Annotated in this window: 9 protein-coding genes; 1 reads left to right on the top strand and 8 read right to left on the bottom strand. The window is 69.4% G+C overall.

Annotation, left to right across the window (positions count from 1 at the left end):
- Positions 1–114 precede the first annotated feature (114 nt).
- Complete coding sequence (locus ACR68M_RS11820; RefSeq protein WP_441250413.1) at positions 115–2,079, top strand: BTAD domain-containing putative transcriptional regulator; 1,965 nt, start codon at positions 115–117, stop codon at positions 2,077–2,079.
- Between the two features lie 49 nt (positions 2,080–2,128).
- Here ACR68M_RS11820 and ACR68M_RS11815 read toward each other — a convergent pair whose 3' ends face one another.
- The 8 genes from ACR68M_RS11815 to ACR68M_RS11780 all read right to left on the bottom strand — a co-directional run bounded on the left by ACR68M_RS11815 (position 2,129) and on the right by ACR68M_RS11780 (position 13,756).
- A complete protein-coding gene (locus ACR68M_RS11815) occupies positions 2,129–2,605 on the bottom strand; it encodes a ricin-type beta-trefoil lectin domain protein (protein ID WP_441250412.1) in 477 nt (158 codons plus the stop codon).
- Positions 2,606–2,775: 170 nt separating this feature from the next.
- On the bottom strand, positions 2,776–3,849 hold the full coding sequence (locus ACR68M_RS11810) for an ABC transporter ATP-binding protein (protein WP_441250411.1): 1,074 nt from the start codon (positions 3,847–3,849) through the stop codon (positions 2,776–2,778).
- A gap of 19 nt (positions 3,850–3,868) precedes the next feature.
- A complete protein-coding gene (locus ACR68M_RS11805; protein ID WP_441250410.1) occupies positions 3,869–4,936 on the bottom strand; it encodes an ABC transporter ATP-binding protein in 1,068 nt (355 codons plus the stop codon).
- A gap of 108 nt (positions 4,937–5,044) precedes the next feature.
- Positions 5,045–6,025, bottom strand: coding sequence for an ABC transporter permease (locus ACR68M_RS11800; protein WP_441250409.1), 981 nt, complete (start codon positions 6,023–6,025; stop codon positions 5,045–5,047).
- Between the two features lie 150 nt (positions 6,026–6,175).
- Positions 6,176–7,951 (bottom strand): ABC transporter substrate-binding protein, encoded by a 1,776-nt coding sequence (locus ACR68M_RS11795; protein ID WP_441250408.1) that lies wholly within the window; start codon positions 7,949–7,951, stop codon positions 6,176–6,178.
- Between the two features lie 114 nt (positions 7,952–8,065).
- Complete coding sequence (locus ACR68M_RS11790; RefSeq protein ID WP_441250407.1) at positions 8,066–9,094, bottom strand: ABC transporter permease; 1,029 nt, start codon at positions 9,092–9,094, stop codon at positions 8,066–8,068.
- 489 nt (positions 9,095–9,583) lie between these two features.
- Positions 9,584–11,314 (bottom strand): ABC transporter family substrate-binding protein, encoded by a 1,731-nt coding sequence (locus ACR68M_RS11785; RefSeq protein ID WP_441250406.1) that lies wholly within the window; start codon positions 11,312–11,314, stop codon positions 9,584–9,586.
- A gap of 237 nt (positions 11,315–11,551) precedes the next feature.
- Entirely contained in the window at positions 11,552–13,756 is a 2,205-nt protein-coding gene (locus tag ACR68M_RS11780; protein WP_441250405.1) for a peptidoglycan binding domain-containing protein, read from the bottom strand.
- Positions 13,757–13,853 lie beyond the last annotated feature (97 nt).

Genomic DNA, 13,853 nt, shown 5'->3' with positions numbered 1-13,853 from the left:
TGGCCAAGCGGATATTGGAAACGACTGACGGGGCGAGGGTCGATGTGAGTACCATCCTCCAGTCGTATCGCCGACAAACTATTAGTTGCGGGCGTTTCGCTGGGGGGAATCCAGATGCGTTTCGGCGTGCTCGGGCCTGTGGAGATACGTGATGACAAGGGCGAGCGGCCCGTCCGGGGGGCGAAAGGCCGGGCGCTGCTGGCCGCCCTGCTGTGCCGGCCGAACCAGCCGATCTCGCTCGGCTTTCTGCACCAGGCCTTGTGGGGCCACGCGCCACCCCCGACTGCAGCGGCTTCGCTGCAGAACCATGTAGGACGGCTCCGGCGGGCTCTGGGCGAGGAAGGGGAGCACCGTCTCCGCGCCACCGCCTGCGGGTACGTGCTCAAGGTCCATGACGGTGAGTTGGACAGCCAGAACTTCGCAGTGCTGCTGGAAGCAGCCCGAACGGCCAGGGCTACCGAGGATTGGCAGAACGTCAGTCTTCGTACCGCATCGGCATTGCGGTTGTGGCGGGGCGAGCCGCTGGCGGACCTACCGGATGCCATCGCGCTGCGCGCAGAGGTGGAGCACCTGTCCCAGGGGCGCCTTCAGGCGGTGGAGTGGCATTTCGAGGCCGAGCTGCATCAGGGGCGGCACGGCGAGCTGGCGCCCGACCTCAGCCGTTGGATCGCCAGATACCCTTTCCATGAGGGTCTTCACGCCTGTCTGATCACGGCCCTCTATCGCGGCGGGCGGGAGGCTGAGGCACTCCGTGCGTGCGAGGACGTCAGGGTCCGCCTGGGAGAGGAGCTGGGAGCAGCTCCAGGGGCCTTGCTGAGCGAACTCCATCAGCGGGTGCTGGCCGGTGACCCGGCGCTGCGTTGGCAGGCGGAGGAGGGCCCTCCCCGCCGGAGGGCGAGCTCGGAGGTGCGCGGACGGAGTGCCGCGGTGGCCGAGCACCGACCTGCCCAGCTTCCCCATGACATCCAGGATTTCACCGGGCGTCGGAGAGAGGTCGGGAGGCTTGCCGAACTGCTCGCCACATCTGTCGAAGGTGCTCCGCAGGTGGTGGTCATCACGGGGATGGGCGGCGTCGGCAAGACCGTCCTGGCCGTCCACGTGGCACAGCGAGTACGTCACCTCTTTCCCGACGGCCAGCTCTTCGCGAACCTGCACGGCTACAGCGACAGCTGCCCGCGTGATCCTCATGACCTTCTCCCTGTGTTCCTCGCCAGTCTGAGTGGCGAGACCGGCCCGGCGACCGGCCGGTCGCTCCCGGAACACCCGGATGATCGGGCGACTTCGCTGCGGAGTGCGTTGGACGGCCGCCGGGTACTGATGGTGCTCGACAACGCCCGGGATGCCCGTCAGGTCCTGTCGCTGCTCCCGGGGACGAGTGGGTGCGCAGTGATCGTGACCAGCCGTCGCACACTCACCGATCTGTCGGCCGGCGAGCAGATGCCACTCGCGCCATTGGACCGAACCGACCAGCACGCCCTGCTCGAGGTGTTCTGCGGACGGGACCGGGTCCAACAGGACCAGGACGGTGCCAGGGAACTGCTGATCGCCTGCGGAGGCCTCCCGCTTGCCATGAGGATCGCTGCTGTCAGGCTCGCGACCCGCCCGACCTGGACGCTGACTACGATGGCGCGGCAGTTCCGTGTCGGCTCCGGCCGACTCCGTGCGCTGGCCACCGGACGGCTCGACCTTGAGACTGCGTTCTCCTCCAGTTACCAGGTCCTGCGTGAGAGCGAACAGCAGACGGAGCAGGGGGCCGCCCGTGCCTTCCGGCTGCTTGCACTGCTGCCGGACGAGCGCTTCGGGGTTGGGCAGGTGGCCGCGCTTCTCGATTGTCAGCCGGGCCGTGCGCTGGAGCTCCTGGAAATCCTGGTGGACGTACACCTGGTGGAGAGCCCCGCGGCGCTGTCGTACCAGCTGCACAGCCTGCTGCGTGAGTACGCGGTCGGGCGCCTGATGGCGGAGGAAAGACCCGAGTTGCTGGACCTGGCCCGGCTACGGCTCGTGGTAGCCGGGGAGCGGGAACGGACAGGTGCAGGAGGGGTCCGTTCGCACCGGGCTCCGGTGGTTGCCGGAGGCTGACGGGCCGCCAGGACTCCTGGCGGCCCGTCAGCCGTCACTCACTGCGTGATCACCAGTAGAGCACGCGCCACTGCTGGCTGGACGCGTTGTTGCGACCCACGCAGGCGGCCGACTTGGAGTAGGCGGTCAGGTAGCAGCCCTTGCTGCTGTAGATGACCGTCCAGGCGCCCTGAATCGAGGTGTAGCTCCAGTCCTGCCCGTACCCGGTGCCGTTGGTGTTGCCGCATCCCGTCGTGAAGGCGTCGGAGTAGTTGTCCGTTGTCAGACAGAGGTTGACAGATCCGCTGCTGAGGCTGATCAACTTCGACTGCTGGTTGGCCCAGTACTCATTCTTGCTGGCCCCACAAGTTGCCTGTCCGATGTCCTCGACATTTCCCCAGGAGTCGACAGTGGCGGAAAGGCAGAGGCCTGTCGCCTGATTCTGGATTTCGATACCCGTCGCTGCCGAGGCAGGGGAGGAGGCGTAACCGACGGCGGCGAGAGAGAGGGCGGAGACGACCGAGGCGGCCTTCGCGAATCGGGACATGACGAGCCCTTCGTTGGCGGAGAGGGAGCGCCGGGATCACTGACGCGATCTCGGCTCAGCCATCGTCTGAGGAACCGCCAACAGGTCACCAACACGAAGCCAACGGCGGTGATCTGCCTCGGGAACGACAATGGGCCCCGGAGCGATGCTCCGGGGCCCATTCTCTTGGATCAGCTGTTGGCGTCCCGGGGCTCCGGGATGGTGGCCAGGCCGCCGTCCTCGGGGAAGTGGCAGGCCGTCAGGTGGCCGTCCAGGTTGCCGGAGAGCTGGACGAGCGGGGGCTCCTCCGTGGCGCACTTGTCCTGCGCCTTCCAGCAGCGGGTGCGGAAGCGGCAGCCCGACGGCGGGTTGATCGGCGACGGGACGTCACCGGTCAGGCGGATGCGCTCGCGGTTGTCGTCCGGGTCGGCCTCGGGGACGGCGGAGAGCAGCGCGTGGGTGTACGGGTGCCGGGGGCTCTCGTACAGCGACTTGCGGTCGGCGATCTCGACGATCTTGCCGAGGTACATGACCGCGACGCGCTCCGAGAAGTGCCGGACGACGGCGAGGTCGTGGGCGATGAAGAGGAAGGCGATGCCCAGGTCCCGCTGGAGCTCCTGGAGCAGGTTGACGACCTGCGCCTGGATGGAGACGTCCAGCGCGGAGACCGGCTCGTCGGCCACGATCAGCTTCGGGCTGAGCGAGAGCGCGCGGGCGACGCCGATGCGCTGACGCTGGCCGCCGGAGAACTCGTGCGGGAAGCGGTTGTAGTGCTCGGGGTTGAGACCGACGGTCTCCAGCAGCTCCTGCACCCGCTTCTGGATGCCACCGGCCGGGTTGATGCCGTTGATCTCCATCGGGGCGCCGATGATCGCGCCGACGGTCTGGCGCGGGTTCAGCGAGGAGTACGGGTCCTGGAAGATCATCTGGATCTCGGACCGGATCGGCGCCAGCTGCTTGCGGTTGGCGTGCGAGATGTCCTGGCCCGCGTACGTGATGGTGCCGGCGGTGGGCTCGTAGAGCCGGGTCACCAGGCGGCCGAGGGTCGACTTGCCGCAGCCGGACTCGCCGACCAGGCCGACCGACTCGTTGGCGTTCACGGTGAGGTCGACGCCGTCCACCGCGTGCACCGCGCCGACCTGGCGCTTGAAGAGGAAGCCGTCCATCACCGGGAAGTGCTTCTGCAGCCCGGAGAGCTCAAGCAGGGGGGCACCGGTGGCGGGGGTCTTGCCGCTGGCCTTGTCGAGGGTCACTTCGTTGCTCATGATCGGTAACCGGTCCCTCTCAGCCGAGCCGCGGCTGGATCTGGTCGATGAAGATGTCCTGCTTCTGCCCGGCGGACAGGTGGCAGGCGGTGGCGTGGCCGGTCTCCGGGGAGAGCGGGGGGCGGTCGGTGGTGCACCTGCCGCCGACCACGAGCTCGCGGTGGTCGCAGCGCGGGTTGAACGGGCAGCCCGTCGGCAGGTTGATCAGGCTCGGCGGGGTGCCGCGCACCGGCCGCAGCGGTACGTCGACCGGGCCGGTCAGGTTGGGCATCGAGGAGAGCAGGCCCCAGGTGTAGGGGTGCTGGGGGGCCTTCAGGACCTCGCGGACGGTGCCGCGCTCGACCGCGCGCCCCGCGTACATGACCATGATGTCCTGGGCGGTGCGGGCGACCACGCCGAGGTCGTGGGTGATCAGGATGATCGCGGTGCCCATGTCCTGCTGCAGGTCCTTGAGCAGGTCGAGGATCTGCGCCTGGACGGTGACGTCCAGCGCGGTGGTGGGCTCGTCCGCGATGACCAGGGCGGGGTCGCAGACCAGCGACATGGCGATCATCGCGCGCTGGCGCATGCCGCCGGAGAACTGGTGCGGGTAGTCGTCGACCCGGGTCTTGGGCTGCGGGATGCCGACCTTCGTCAGCATCTCGATCGAGCGGTCCCGCGCTTCCTTCTTGCTCGCACCGGTGTGCTTGCGGTACGTCTCGCCGATCTGCTGGCCGATGGTGTGGAACGGCGACAGCGCGGTCAGCGGGTCCTGGAAGATCATCGCCATGGTCTGGCCGCGGAGCTTCTCCAGCTCCCGGTTCGGCGCGCCGACGAGCTCCTGGCCGGACAGCTTGATCGAGCCGGTGATCTCGGTGTTGACCGGGTTGTGCAGGCCGAGGATCGCCAGGTTGGTGACCGACTTGCCGGAGCCGGACTCACCGACGATGCCGAGCGTGGTGCCACGCTCGACCTCGAAGGAGAGGTTGTCCACGGCCCGGACCACGCCGTCCTCGGTACTGAAGCGGACCGAGAGGTCGCGGACTGAGAGGAAGGACGAGCTGCCGCCGGGGGCGGCCGTCTCCTCGGGCTTGGCCTGGGTGGTCATGGACAGGGCTCCTCGGTGTGGTACGTGAGGTCGGAACGGCGGGGCGGCCAGGGGTGTCGGCCTGTCGGGCCAGGACGGTCAGGCCATGACGGGGCAGGCCGGGACGGGTCAGGCCAGGCGGATGCGCGGGTCGATCATGGCGTAGGCGGCGTCCACGAGGATGTTGAAGAACACGATCAGCGCGGCGGCCACCATTGTCACACCGACCAGCAGCGACAGGTCGGACGAGCCGTAGGCGTCGATCGCGAGGTTGCCGAGGCCGTGCAGGTTGAAGGTGGTCTCGGTGATGATCGCGCCGCCGAGCAGCACACCGAGGTCGATGCCGAAGACGGTCACGATGGTGCCCATGGCGCCGCGCCAGGCGTAGCGGAGGAAGACCGTGCGGCCCGACATGCCCTTGGCGCGAGCCGTCCGGACGAAGTCCTCGGAGAGCTGCTCGACCATCGAGGAGCGCGTCATACGGGTGTAGTTGGCCGTCCAGATCAGCGAGAGCACGATCCACGGGACGAGCAGGCCGGTGAACCAGGCGACCGGGTCCTCGGTGATCGGGGTGTAGCTGGGCTGGGCCAGCCAGTCGGTCTGGTAGACCAGGAGTGCGAGGGCCAGCGGGCCGGCGACGTAGATCTGCATCGAGGAGGCGATCAGCGAGGCGGAGCTGGCGATCTTGTCGGAGGCGGTGCCCTGCTTGTGGGCGGCGAGCATGCCGGTGCCGATACCGAAGATCAGGAAGACGACCACGGAGCCGAGCGTCAGCGAGAGCGTGGTCGGGAAGCGGTCCAGCAGGATGTTGGTGATCATGTCCTGCTTGACGAACGAGTACCCGAAGCAGGGGGCGTCGCAGTGGCCGTTGCCGCCGAAGTCCCTGCCGGTGAAGATGCCGCTGAGCCAGTCCCAGAACTGCAGCGGTACCGGCTTGTCGAGGTTCATGCTGTGCCGGATGAGGGCCAGGTTCTCGGGGGTGCAGACCTTGCCGCAGGAGAGGCGCGCCGGGTCCGCCGGGATGGCGAAGAAGAGCGCGAAGGTGACCATGCTGATGATCAGCAGGATGACGAGTGCGCCGAGGGAACGGCGGACGAGGAAACGGAGCATGGGTCGGGCTCTCCTGGTCGGGGCGCCGGCTGCGAGTGCGGTGGGCGGGAGCAGGGCGGGTGGGGCAGATGGGCCGGGTCGGCGGGGCCCGCCGCTCCAGGGGTGTGGAGCGGCGGGCCCCGACCGGGGGTTACCGCTGGGTGATCAGGGTCACTTGACCCAGATGTTCAGCGGGTACTGCAGGCCCTGCTGGGTGTCGAAGCTGACGCCGCCGAGGCCCGAGCCGTAGAGGCTGAGCGAGCGCTGGTAGACGTCCGGGATGGAGACGGCCTTCTTCTGCAGGTCCTGGTCGATCTTGGCCCAGGCCTTGCCCGCCGCGTCCGGGTCGGCGATCTTCGCAGCGGCGTCGATCGCGGCGTTGATGTCCTTGTCGTCCAGGTGGGCGTAGTTGGACTGGCCCTCACCGATGGCGCTGCCCTGCCAGACCGGCTGCAGGGAGGTGTAACCGGTCGGCCAGTCGGCGCCCCAGCCGCCCCAGTACAGGTCGAACTCGTTCTTGACCTGGCCGATGGAGTCGTAGTACGTCTTCGCCGGCAGCGGCTTCGGGACGAACTTGAAGCCGGCCTGCTCGAGCGCGATACGGATCGCCTCGGTGATCTTCTGCTGCAGCGGGGTGTCGTTGTACGCGTAGACGATGGTCTGGCCGACCGCGTTCGCGTCGGTGAGCAGCTTCTTGGCGGCCACCGGGTCACCCTGCGGCTTCTTCAGGGTGTCGAACGGGTCGCTCGGCTCGTAGCCGAGGACGGTCGGGCTCATGTACGTGGTGGCGTAGTCGCCGTAGCTCGTGCCGCCCGAGAGCTGACGCGTCTGCTGGTGCGGGAACGCGCGGACCAGCGCCTCGCGGACCTTCGGGTCCGTGATGCGGGTGTTGTTGATGAAGTAGTAGTCCACGTACGGCGTGAGGCCGTTGAGGGTACGGTCCTTCAGCTTCGCGTCGTTCTTGACCTGGTCGACGAACTCCGGCGCCACGGTGTTGTGGAACGAGAAGGCGTTCTTGTCGGCGCCGTTGTCGGCCATGAAGCGCTGGGTGGAGTCCTTCGGCTGGACGCCGAAGGTCATGTGCCACTTGTCCGGGTACGCGTTGCGGATCGGGTCCGTGGCCGGGTCCCAGTTGGGGTTGCGCTCGAGGTCGAGCGACTTGTCGGTGACGTGCTCGACGACCTGGTACGGGCCCGAGGAGAACGGCTTCTTGTCGTACGCCTCCTTGGTGTCGTGCGCCTTGGGCACGATCGCGTAGCCAGCCATCGCCAGGGTGAAGTTGGCGTCGGCGTGCGCGTCCTTGAAGGTGTAGATGACCGTCTTGGCGTCCGGGGTCTGGACGGCGTCCAGCTCCTTGCCGTCGTACGGGCCCGGGTAGGCGTCGCGGTACTTGTCCGGGCTACCGGTCAGCCAGCCCTGGATGTAGATCGGGCCGGACTTGATGAACGGCGCGAAGGTGCGCTCGATCGAGTACTTGACGTCAGCCGAGGTGATCGGGCTGCCGTCCTGCCACTTGATGCCGTCCTTGAGCGTGAACTTCCAGGTCTTGCCACCGTCGGTGGTGGTGCCGGTGTCGGTGGCGAGGTCACCGACCAGCTTCTGCGAGCCGTCGGCAGCGACCTTGTAGCCCGTCAGGCCACGGGAGAACAGCAGCGCCGCCTCGGCGTTGTAGTTCAGGTAGATCTGACCCGGGTCCAGGTGCGAGAAGTCGTCGCGGTCGATCATGTCGACCGTGCCGCCCTTCTTCGCGCCGGCCTGGGCGACGGCCGGGCCGACCGAGTCGGCGGCGGTGCCGATGGCGACCTTGGAGGTCTCGACCTTCGACGCGCTGGGCGCAGCGCCGCTGCCACCGGTGGAGCCGTTGCCCGAGGAGCAGGCCGTCGTGACGGTGAGTGCCCCGACAACCATGACGGCGGCTGCGAGCCTCCGCGACTTGCTTGCGTTCATGTTCATCCTGCCTAAGTGGAAGATGCCTGGTTATTCGGTGGGTTGCCCGGGGCGGGCGTGCCGGTCCCCCCGGAGTCTGTGGGTGCCGCGAGGTGCGGCGCCGTCAGCGCTCGGTCAGCGCTTGGTCTTCGGGTCGAAGGCGTCTCGCACGGAGTCGCCCAGGAGGTTGAAGGCCAGTACGAAGATCACCATTGCGATGCCGGGGACCAGCAGGAAGGCCAGGTCGCTGCGCAGGTAGGTGGCGGCGTCAGCGAGCATCCGGCCCCAGTCCGGGGTCGGCTCGTGAACGCCGACGCCCAGGTAGGACAGGCCGGCCTCGGCGGTCACGAAGGCCGGAAGTGCCAGGGTGGACTGCACCAGGATCGGCGTCCACAGGTTGGGCAGCAGCTCCTTGAAGATGATCCGGGCCGGCGAGGCGCCGGTCACCTTCGCGGCCTCGACGAACTCGCGCTCACGCAGCGACAGCGTGGTGGCGCGCAGGATGCGGGCCAGCGACATCCAGCCGAGCAGGGACAGCACGATCGTCACGGCGACGAACGGCAGCCAGGTCGGGATGTCCTCCTCCGGGGCCACGAACAGGCCGGTGACGATCGGCATGGTCGCGACCAGGAAGATCTGGGAGGGGAACGACATCAGGATGTCGATCACGCGGCCGATGAGGTAGTCGGTCTTGCCGCCGATGTAGCCCGCCGCGATGCCGAAGCAGATGCCCAGCGCGGTGGTCAGGATCGTGGTGGCGAACGCGATGATCAGCGAGGTCCGGATGCCGTAGACGAGCTGCATGAACACGTCGCGGCCGAGACCGGGCTCCAGACCGAGCCAGAAGTCACCGCTGATACCGCCGTTGGCCCCGACGGGCAGAGCGGAGTCCGTCAGCAGGGTCGGGTCGTTCTGGCCGTACGGCGTGGTGGCGTCCTTGCCGTACATCATCGAGATCAGCGGCGCGGCGATGGCGATCAGGATGAAGACCAGCACGATCACGGCACTGATGACGCCCGTGCGGTCGCGCTTGAAGCGGCGCCACATGAGCTGGCCAGGGGACAGCCCCCGGAAGACCGGGCCGTTGGCGGCCTCGGTCTGGCTGGGGGTGTCGGCCGTCCCGAGGGTGTCGGCCTCGGTCGGGGCCTGAGTGGGGTTAGTCATGGTGCTGGAGCTCCCGCCCGGGGTGTAGCGGCTGCAAAAAAGGTGATCGCACGGACTCTTGCAAGTCGTTTATCGAACGTCAAGAGTTCCTCAGTTGCTGGCCACGCATTTCTTGCTTTGTGTTGGAATGTCAACCACTTCGTAGTTCCAGACATCTTGACAAGCGCTGACCGAGACGGACATAAGCGGACATACCGCCATCAATGCAGTTCACGCGTCCGTAACGCGACTCGGTCAACTCCGTTATCAGGACACAGGCTTCTCGTGGCAGGCCATGCAACGCGCGTAGATCGCATGTCCGATTTGAGCGGTACGAACTATTTGTGCGTTGCATTTGGGTGTCCGATTATCGGACACTACTGTTTTTGGGTGCGTCGGTGGAATATCCGGCCCCCCTTGTTTGGCAATTTCACGCCACTGGCGAGTATTCGCCTCATATTGCAGTCCCGGTGAGCCCCTCCCGCGCCCCCGGTCCTGCTTGTAGCGGTGCTACTTCAGGAAGCCGATGTTCTCGTAGACGAAGTCCGACAGCCCCGGCGCCCCGAGGTTCGCGATGTTCCGGCGGATTCCGTAGACGGACGGGCGTTGGTAGAGCGGGACGATCCCCGCGACCTGCCAGGCCTCGGCGTCAGCCCGGTTGAGGGCCTCCGCCTCCGTCTCGGGGGTGTCGGCCATCGCGGCGTCGGCCATCGCCTTGTCGAGGGCCTCGCTGCCGGTCTGGGCGTAGTTGGAGCTGGAGCCCTGTTGGAAGGTCGCGGTCGAGCTGCTGGCCGGGAAGGGTGTGCCCAGCAGGGCGAAGGCCGTCAGGTCGAAGTTGCGCTTGTTGACGTACTGGCTGAAGAAGTCCCCCGCGACCACCGGCGTGACGTTGACCTTCACGCCGATCTTCTCCAGCATCCCGGTGATCAGGGTGCCCTCGTTGGCGGCCAGCGAGTTGCCCGCCGGGATGATGAAGTTGAGCTCCAGCTCCCGGCCGTCCTTGCTCCGGGTGGTGCTGCCGGTCAGCCGCCAGCCCGCGTTCTGGAGGGCGACCGCGGCGGCCGAGGAGTCGTAGCGGCTCAGGCCGGCGGAGTTGTCCCGGTAGCCGTTCTGGCCGGGCACCAGGAAGTGGTTGTTCATCGGCGTGTAGGGCCAGTCCAGCCCGTCCAGGTCGGAGCGGGTGATCACCTCGCGGTCGATCGCCTGGAAGATCGCCCGGCGGACGTTGGCGTCGTCCAGCGGCGGGCGCTGGGCGTTCAGCACCAGCTGACGCAGGTTCGGCCCGCCCGCCCGGCGCACCTCGCCGCCCGGGGTGGCCAGGATCTGGCGGTAGCCCGCCGCGTTCGGGCCGTTGTTGAAGAAGTCGAGCTTCCCCTTGGCGAAGGCGGCCGGCATGTCGCCGGTGTTGACGGCCTTGAAGACGATCCGGTCCAGCATCGGGCGGTCGCCCCACCACGCCGGGTCGGCCACCACCGTGACGGTCTGGGCCGTCCGGTCGATCGTGCCGACCTTGAACGGGCCCCCGGAGACCGGGATGGCGCCCGCGAAGGCGGTGTTGAACAGCTCGGGCGTGCCGATCCAGGCGGCCGGGAGCAGCGGCGAGTTGGCGGCGTTGTTGAACATCGACTGCCACTCGGAGAACGGCGTCCGGAAGGTCATCACGGCCTGGAAGTCGTCCCGGCCGCGCTCGACGCTGTCGACCTGGTCGAAGCCGGTGGTGGAGCCCGCCTTGAAGGCCTTGTCCTTGCCGTTCTGGGCCTGCCAGGTGGCCTGGAGGTCGCGCCAGCTGATCGGCTTGCCGTCGGACCAGTGCGCCAGCGGGTTCAGCGTCCAGGTGACGACCTGCCTGCCCTGCACGGTGGTGGCCTCGGCGCTCACCAGGTAAGCCTTGTCGGGCGTCTGGGTGCCACCGGCGTCGGAGTGCCAGAAGCTCGGCAGCAGGGCCTTCATGACGTCACCGGTGGACGTCTCGGAGCCGTCCGCGTGCAGCGGGTTCCACTGGGTGGAGAACTGGTCGATGGCCCAGTTGAGGGTGCCGCCCTGGCGCAGCTCGGCGCGCGGGTGCCCGTTCATGTCGAGCTGGGTCATCCGGGGGGCGTCGTCGCCGCCGGAGAACGCCGTGCCGCGGCCGGCCGGTGCGCTGTCGCCCCCGCTGTCGACGGCGCACGAGCAGAGCGTCAGCGAGAGGGCCAGGGCCGATGCGGCGGCGGTGAGGGCGTGCGTGAGCCGGGACTTGGACAACGGGGGTTCTCCCTGCGGAGCGGGCGGGCCGGGCTCGGCTGGCCGGCCAGGGTCGCTGGCTTGGTGGCACATCCTGCTGACGGGGGAACAGCTTGTCGACCAGGAGGGGATCAAGTCTTGGTAACGCGGGCCGCCGGGGGAGCTTTGCCCGGTTATGGTCCGCCAGTGGCGAGGACTGGCCAGCCGGGCCGCGCCGCGGGGCGGCGGGGCCCGGCGGAAGGGGTCAGACGGGAGGGGTCAGGCGGGGAACTTGAAGCTCCGCTCCTTGACCGGCTTGTCGAGGACGGAGGTGATGCCGTCGGCGACGTCCTGCGGGGTGATCGCCTTGCCCTTGGTCTTCGACTTGTCGAAGACGCCCTTCAGCGCGCCGCCCAGCTTGTCGTAGTCCCAGGTGAGGGCCAGCTTGCCGGAGGCGTCCGGCGCGATGGTCAGCACGTCGGCGGCGACGGCCTTGGTGAACTCGAACTTCTTCGTCCCGGCCGTGACCGTCACGGGGCCCGTCAGCACCGGCTTGCCGAGGGTGTCGGCGGCGGCCTTCAGGGCGTCCGCGGAGATCTTCGGCTGAGCGGCCGTCACCGGCACCGTCAGCACGGTGTCGTCCTTGCCCGCCGCGCGGTCGCGGTAGGCCTGCTCGACCTGGTCGAGCGCGGCGGCGGCGTCCACGGTCTGGCCCGCCTTGCCGGGGACGATCTCGGTCTGCCCGTCCGGGGTGAAGCGGACGAAGCCCTCCTGGAGGCCCTGGCCGGACTTGGCACCGACGGCGTCCAGGGCGGCCTTCAGCTTGGCCCGGTCGACCTTGACCTCGGGGGCTACGGCCTTGCTGGAGCCGCTCAGCGAGCTGATCACGTCGACGGGGTTGTAGCTGTGCGAGGTGAGGGCGTCCACCGTCGCGGTGGTGTCGAAGCTGAGCCCGGCGGCGGTCGGGTCGAGGTCGACCGTCTGCGCGCCGATCTTGAGCTTGACCGCCCGCTGGCCCGCCTTGCCGACGCTGCCGTCGAGCAGGCTGAGCGCCTGGTCACGGGCGTCGCCGCCGATGTCGGTGCCGAGCACGGTGGTGCCCTCGGGGATGTCCGCCTGGTTGAGCATCAGGCCGGTGCCGTAGGCGGCGGCGCCCGCGAAGAGCAGGCCGCCGACGGCGTACGCGGCGAGCTTGGGCGCGCGGCTGCGGCGCCGGGGCGCGGCTGCGGGCTCGTCGTCGACGTCCGGCTCGGGCTCGGGCACGATCTCGACCGGCGGCACCGGGCCCTGCGGGGCGGCGCTGCCGAGGTTGCCGGGGAAGGGCGGCGCAGGCTCGTACGAGACGTCGGCGAAGCGGCCCTGCGGCGCCTTGGGGGCGGCGGTGGCGAAGGGGTCGGCGGTGCCGAACGGGTCGGCGGGGGCGGCCGGGCCGGGGCGGCGGGTGCCGGTCGCGAACGGGTCGGCCGGGGCCTGCCGGGCCGAGCCGAAGCTGTTCGCGGTGGGCAGGCCGGGTATGGCGCCCTGCGGGGGGAAGTCGTCCTGGATCGGCTCGAAGCCGCCGATCTGGGTGTCCTCCGGCTCGCCCTGCCCCTGCGGCGGGCGCGGCATCCGCAGCGCCCGGGTGGCGTCCACCCCGGCGGCGGCCGGCCGGTCGGCGAAGGGGTTGCCGCCGTTGCCGTTGTTACTGCCGTTGTTGCCGCCCTGGGTGGGGCGGGTGGCGAACGGGTCGTTGCCGTACGGGTCGGCGCCGCGGCCCGCACCGCCCTGGCTGTCGGCCGGGCCCGCGAACGGGTTGGCCCCCCGGCCGGGCCGGCCCTCGCGCTGCGGCGCGGCCGCGTACGGGTCGCCGGGCAGCGGCATGCTGCCGGTGTCGCCGAACGGCGTGGCGGGCGCGCCCGTCGGCACCGGCGCGGCGGGCTGCTGAGGCTGCTGGGGCTGGGCGGCGGCCGGGCGCTGGGCGCCTGCGGCAGCCGGTACGGGGGCCGGGCCGCCCTGGGTCCTCTGCCGGGGCTTGAACCACTCGCCGGTGGACTCGGAGGAGGACGGCGTGGCGGGCTCCGCCTGCTCCCACTCCTTGGGCAGGTTCGGCGGCGTCGCCGTGCGGGCGGCCGGGTCGACCATGCCGAGCACGGGGGAGGAGGCTGCCGCCGAGCGGTGCCGGGGGCCGGACGGCTCGGCCGGCGGCTCCTCGTTCCGCACCGTCGAGCGCACCACGACGGGCGGGATCGGCCGCGAACCGGGGATGTTGATCCGCACCCGGGTCGTCAGCGTGGTCTCCGTCCGGGGCACGTCCTCGTCCGCGCCACCGAGCGCCGAGCCCTGCGGGCCGTCCTCGGGGAGGCCGGGCGCGCCGAAGCCGTTCGGCAGCCCGGTGCCGTACGGCGGGGTGCCCGACGGGTACGCGTCAGGGCTGCCCTCGGGCCTGCGGCCGGGGCCGCCCTGGCGGGGCGACGGGTACGGGCTGTCAGATTCGCGGCTGCTCAATGCTGCTCTGCTCCGGGTTCGCGGCCGCACCGTGGACGGGCGACCGCGGGTTGTGGGGCGCCAGACCGCATCGGCGGCGACTGCCGCCGCGTGACGA

Source organism: Kitasatospora sp. McL0602 (assembly GCF_052076145.1).
Classification (GTDB): Bacteria; Actinomycetota; Actinomycetes; order Streptomycetales; family Streptomycetaceae; genus Kitasatospora.
Note: the sequence above shows the minus strand (reverse complement) of the source record. Positions and strands in the feature narration are given on the sequence as shown.

Coding starts and splice junctions, on each gene's coding strand:
- ACR68M_RS11815 (WP_441250412.1), bottom strand. CDS start 2,605: ATGTCCCGATTCGCGAAGGCCGCCTCGGTCGTCTCCGCCCTCTCTCTC.
- ACR68M_RS11790 (WP_441250407.1), bottom strand. CDS start 9,094: ATGACTAACCCCACTCAGGCCCCGACCGAGGCCGACACCCTCGGGACG.
- ACR68M_RS11810 (WP_441250411.1), bottom strand. CDS start 3,849: ATGAGCAACGAAGTGACCCTCGACAAGGCCAGCGGCAAGACCCCCGCC.
- ACR68M_RS11795 (WP_441250408.1), bottom strand. CDS start 7,951: ATGAACGCAAGCAAGTCGCGGAGGCTCGCAGCCGCCGTCATGGTTGTC.
- ACR68M_RS11800 (WP_441250409.1), bottom strand. CDS start 6,025: ATGCTCCGTTTCCTCGTCCGCCGTTCCCTCGGCGCACTCGTCATCCTG.
- ACR68M_RS11820 (WP_441250413.1), top strand. CDS start 115: ATGCGTTTCGGCGTGCTCGGGCCTGTGGAGATACGTGATGACAAGGGC.
- ACR68M_RS11805 (WP_441250410.1), bottom strand. CDS start 4,936: ATGACCACCCAGGCCAAGCCCGAGGAGACGGCCGCCCCCGGCGGCAGC.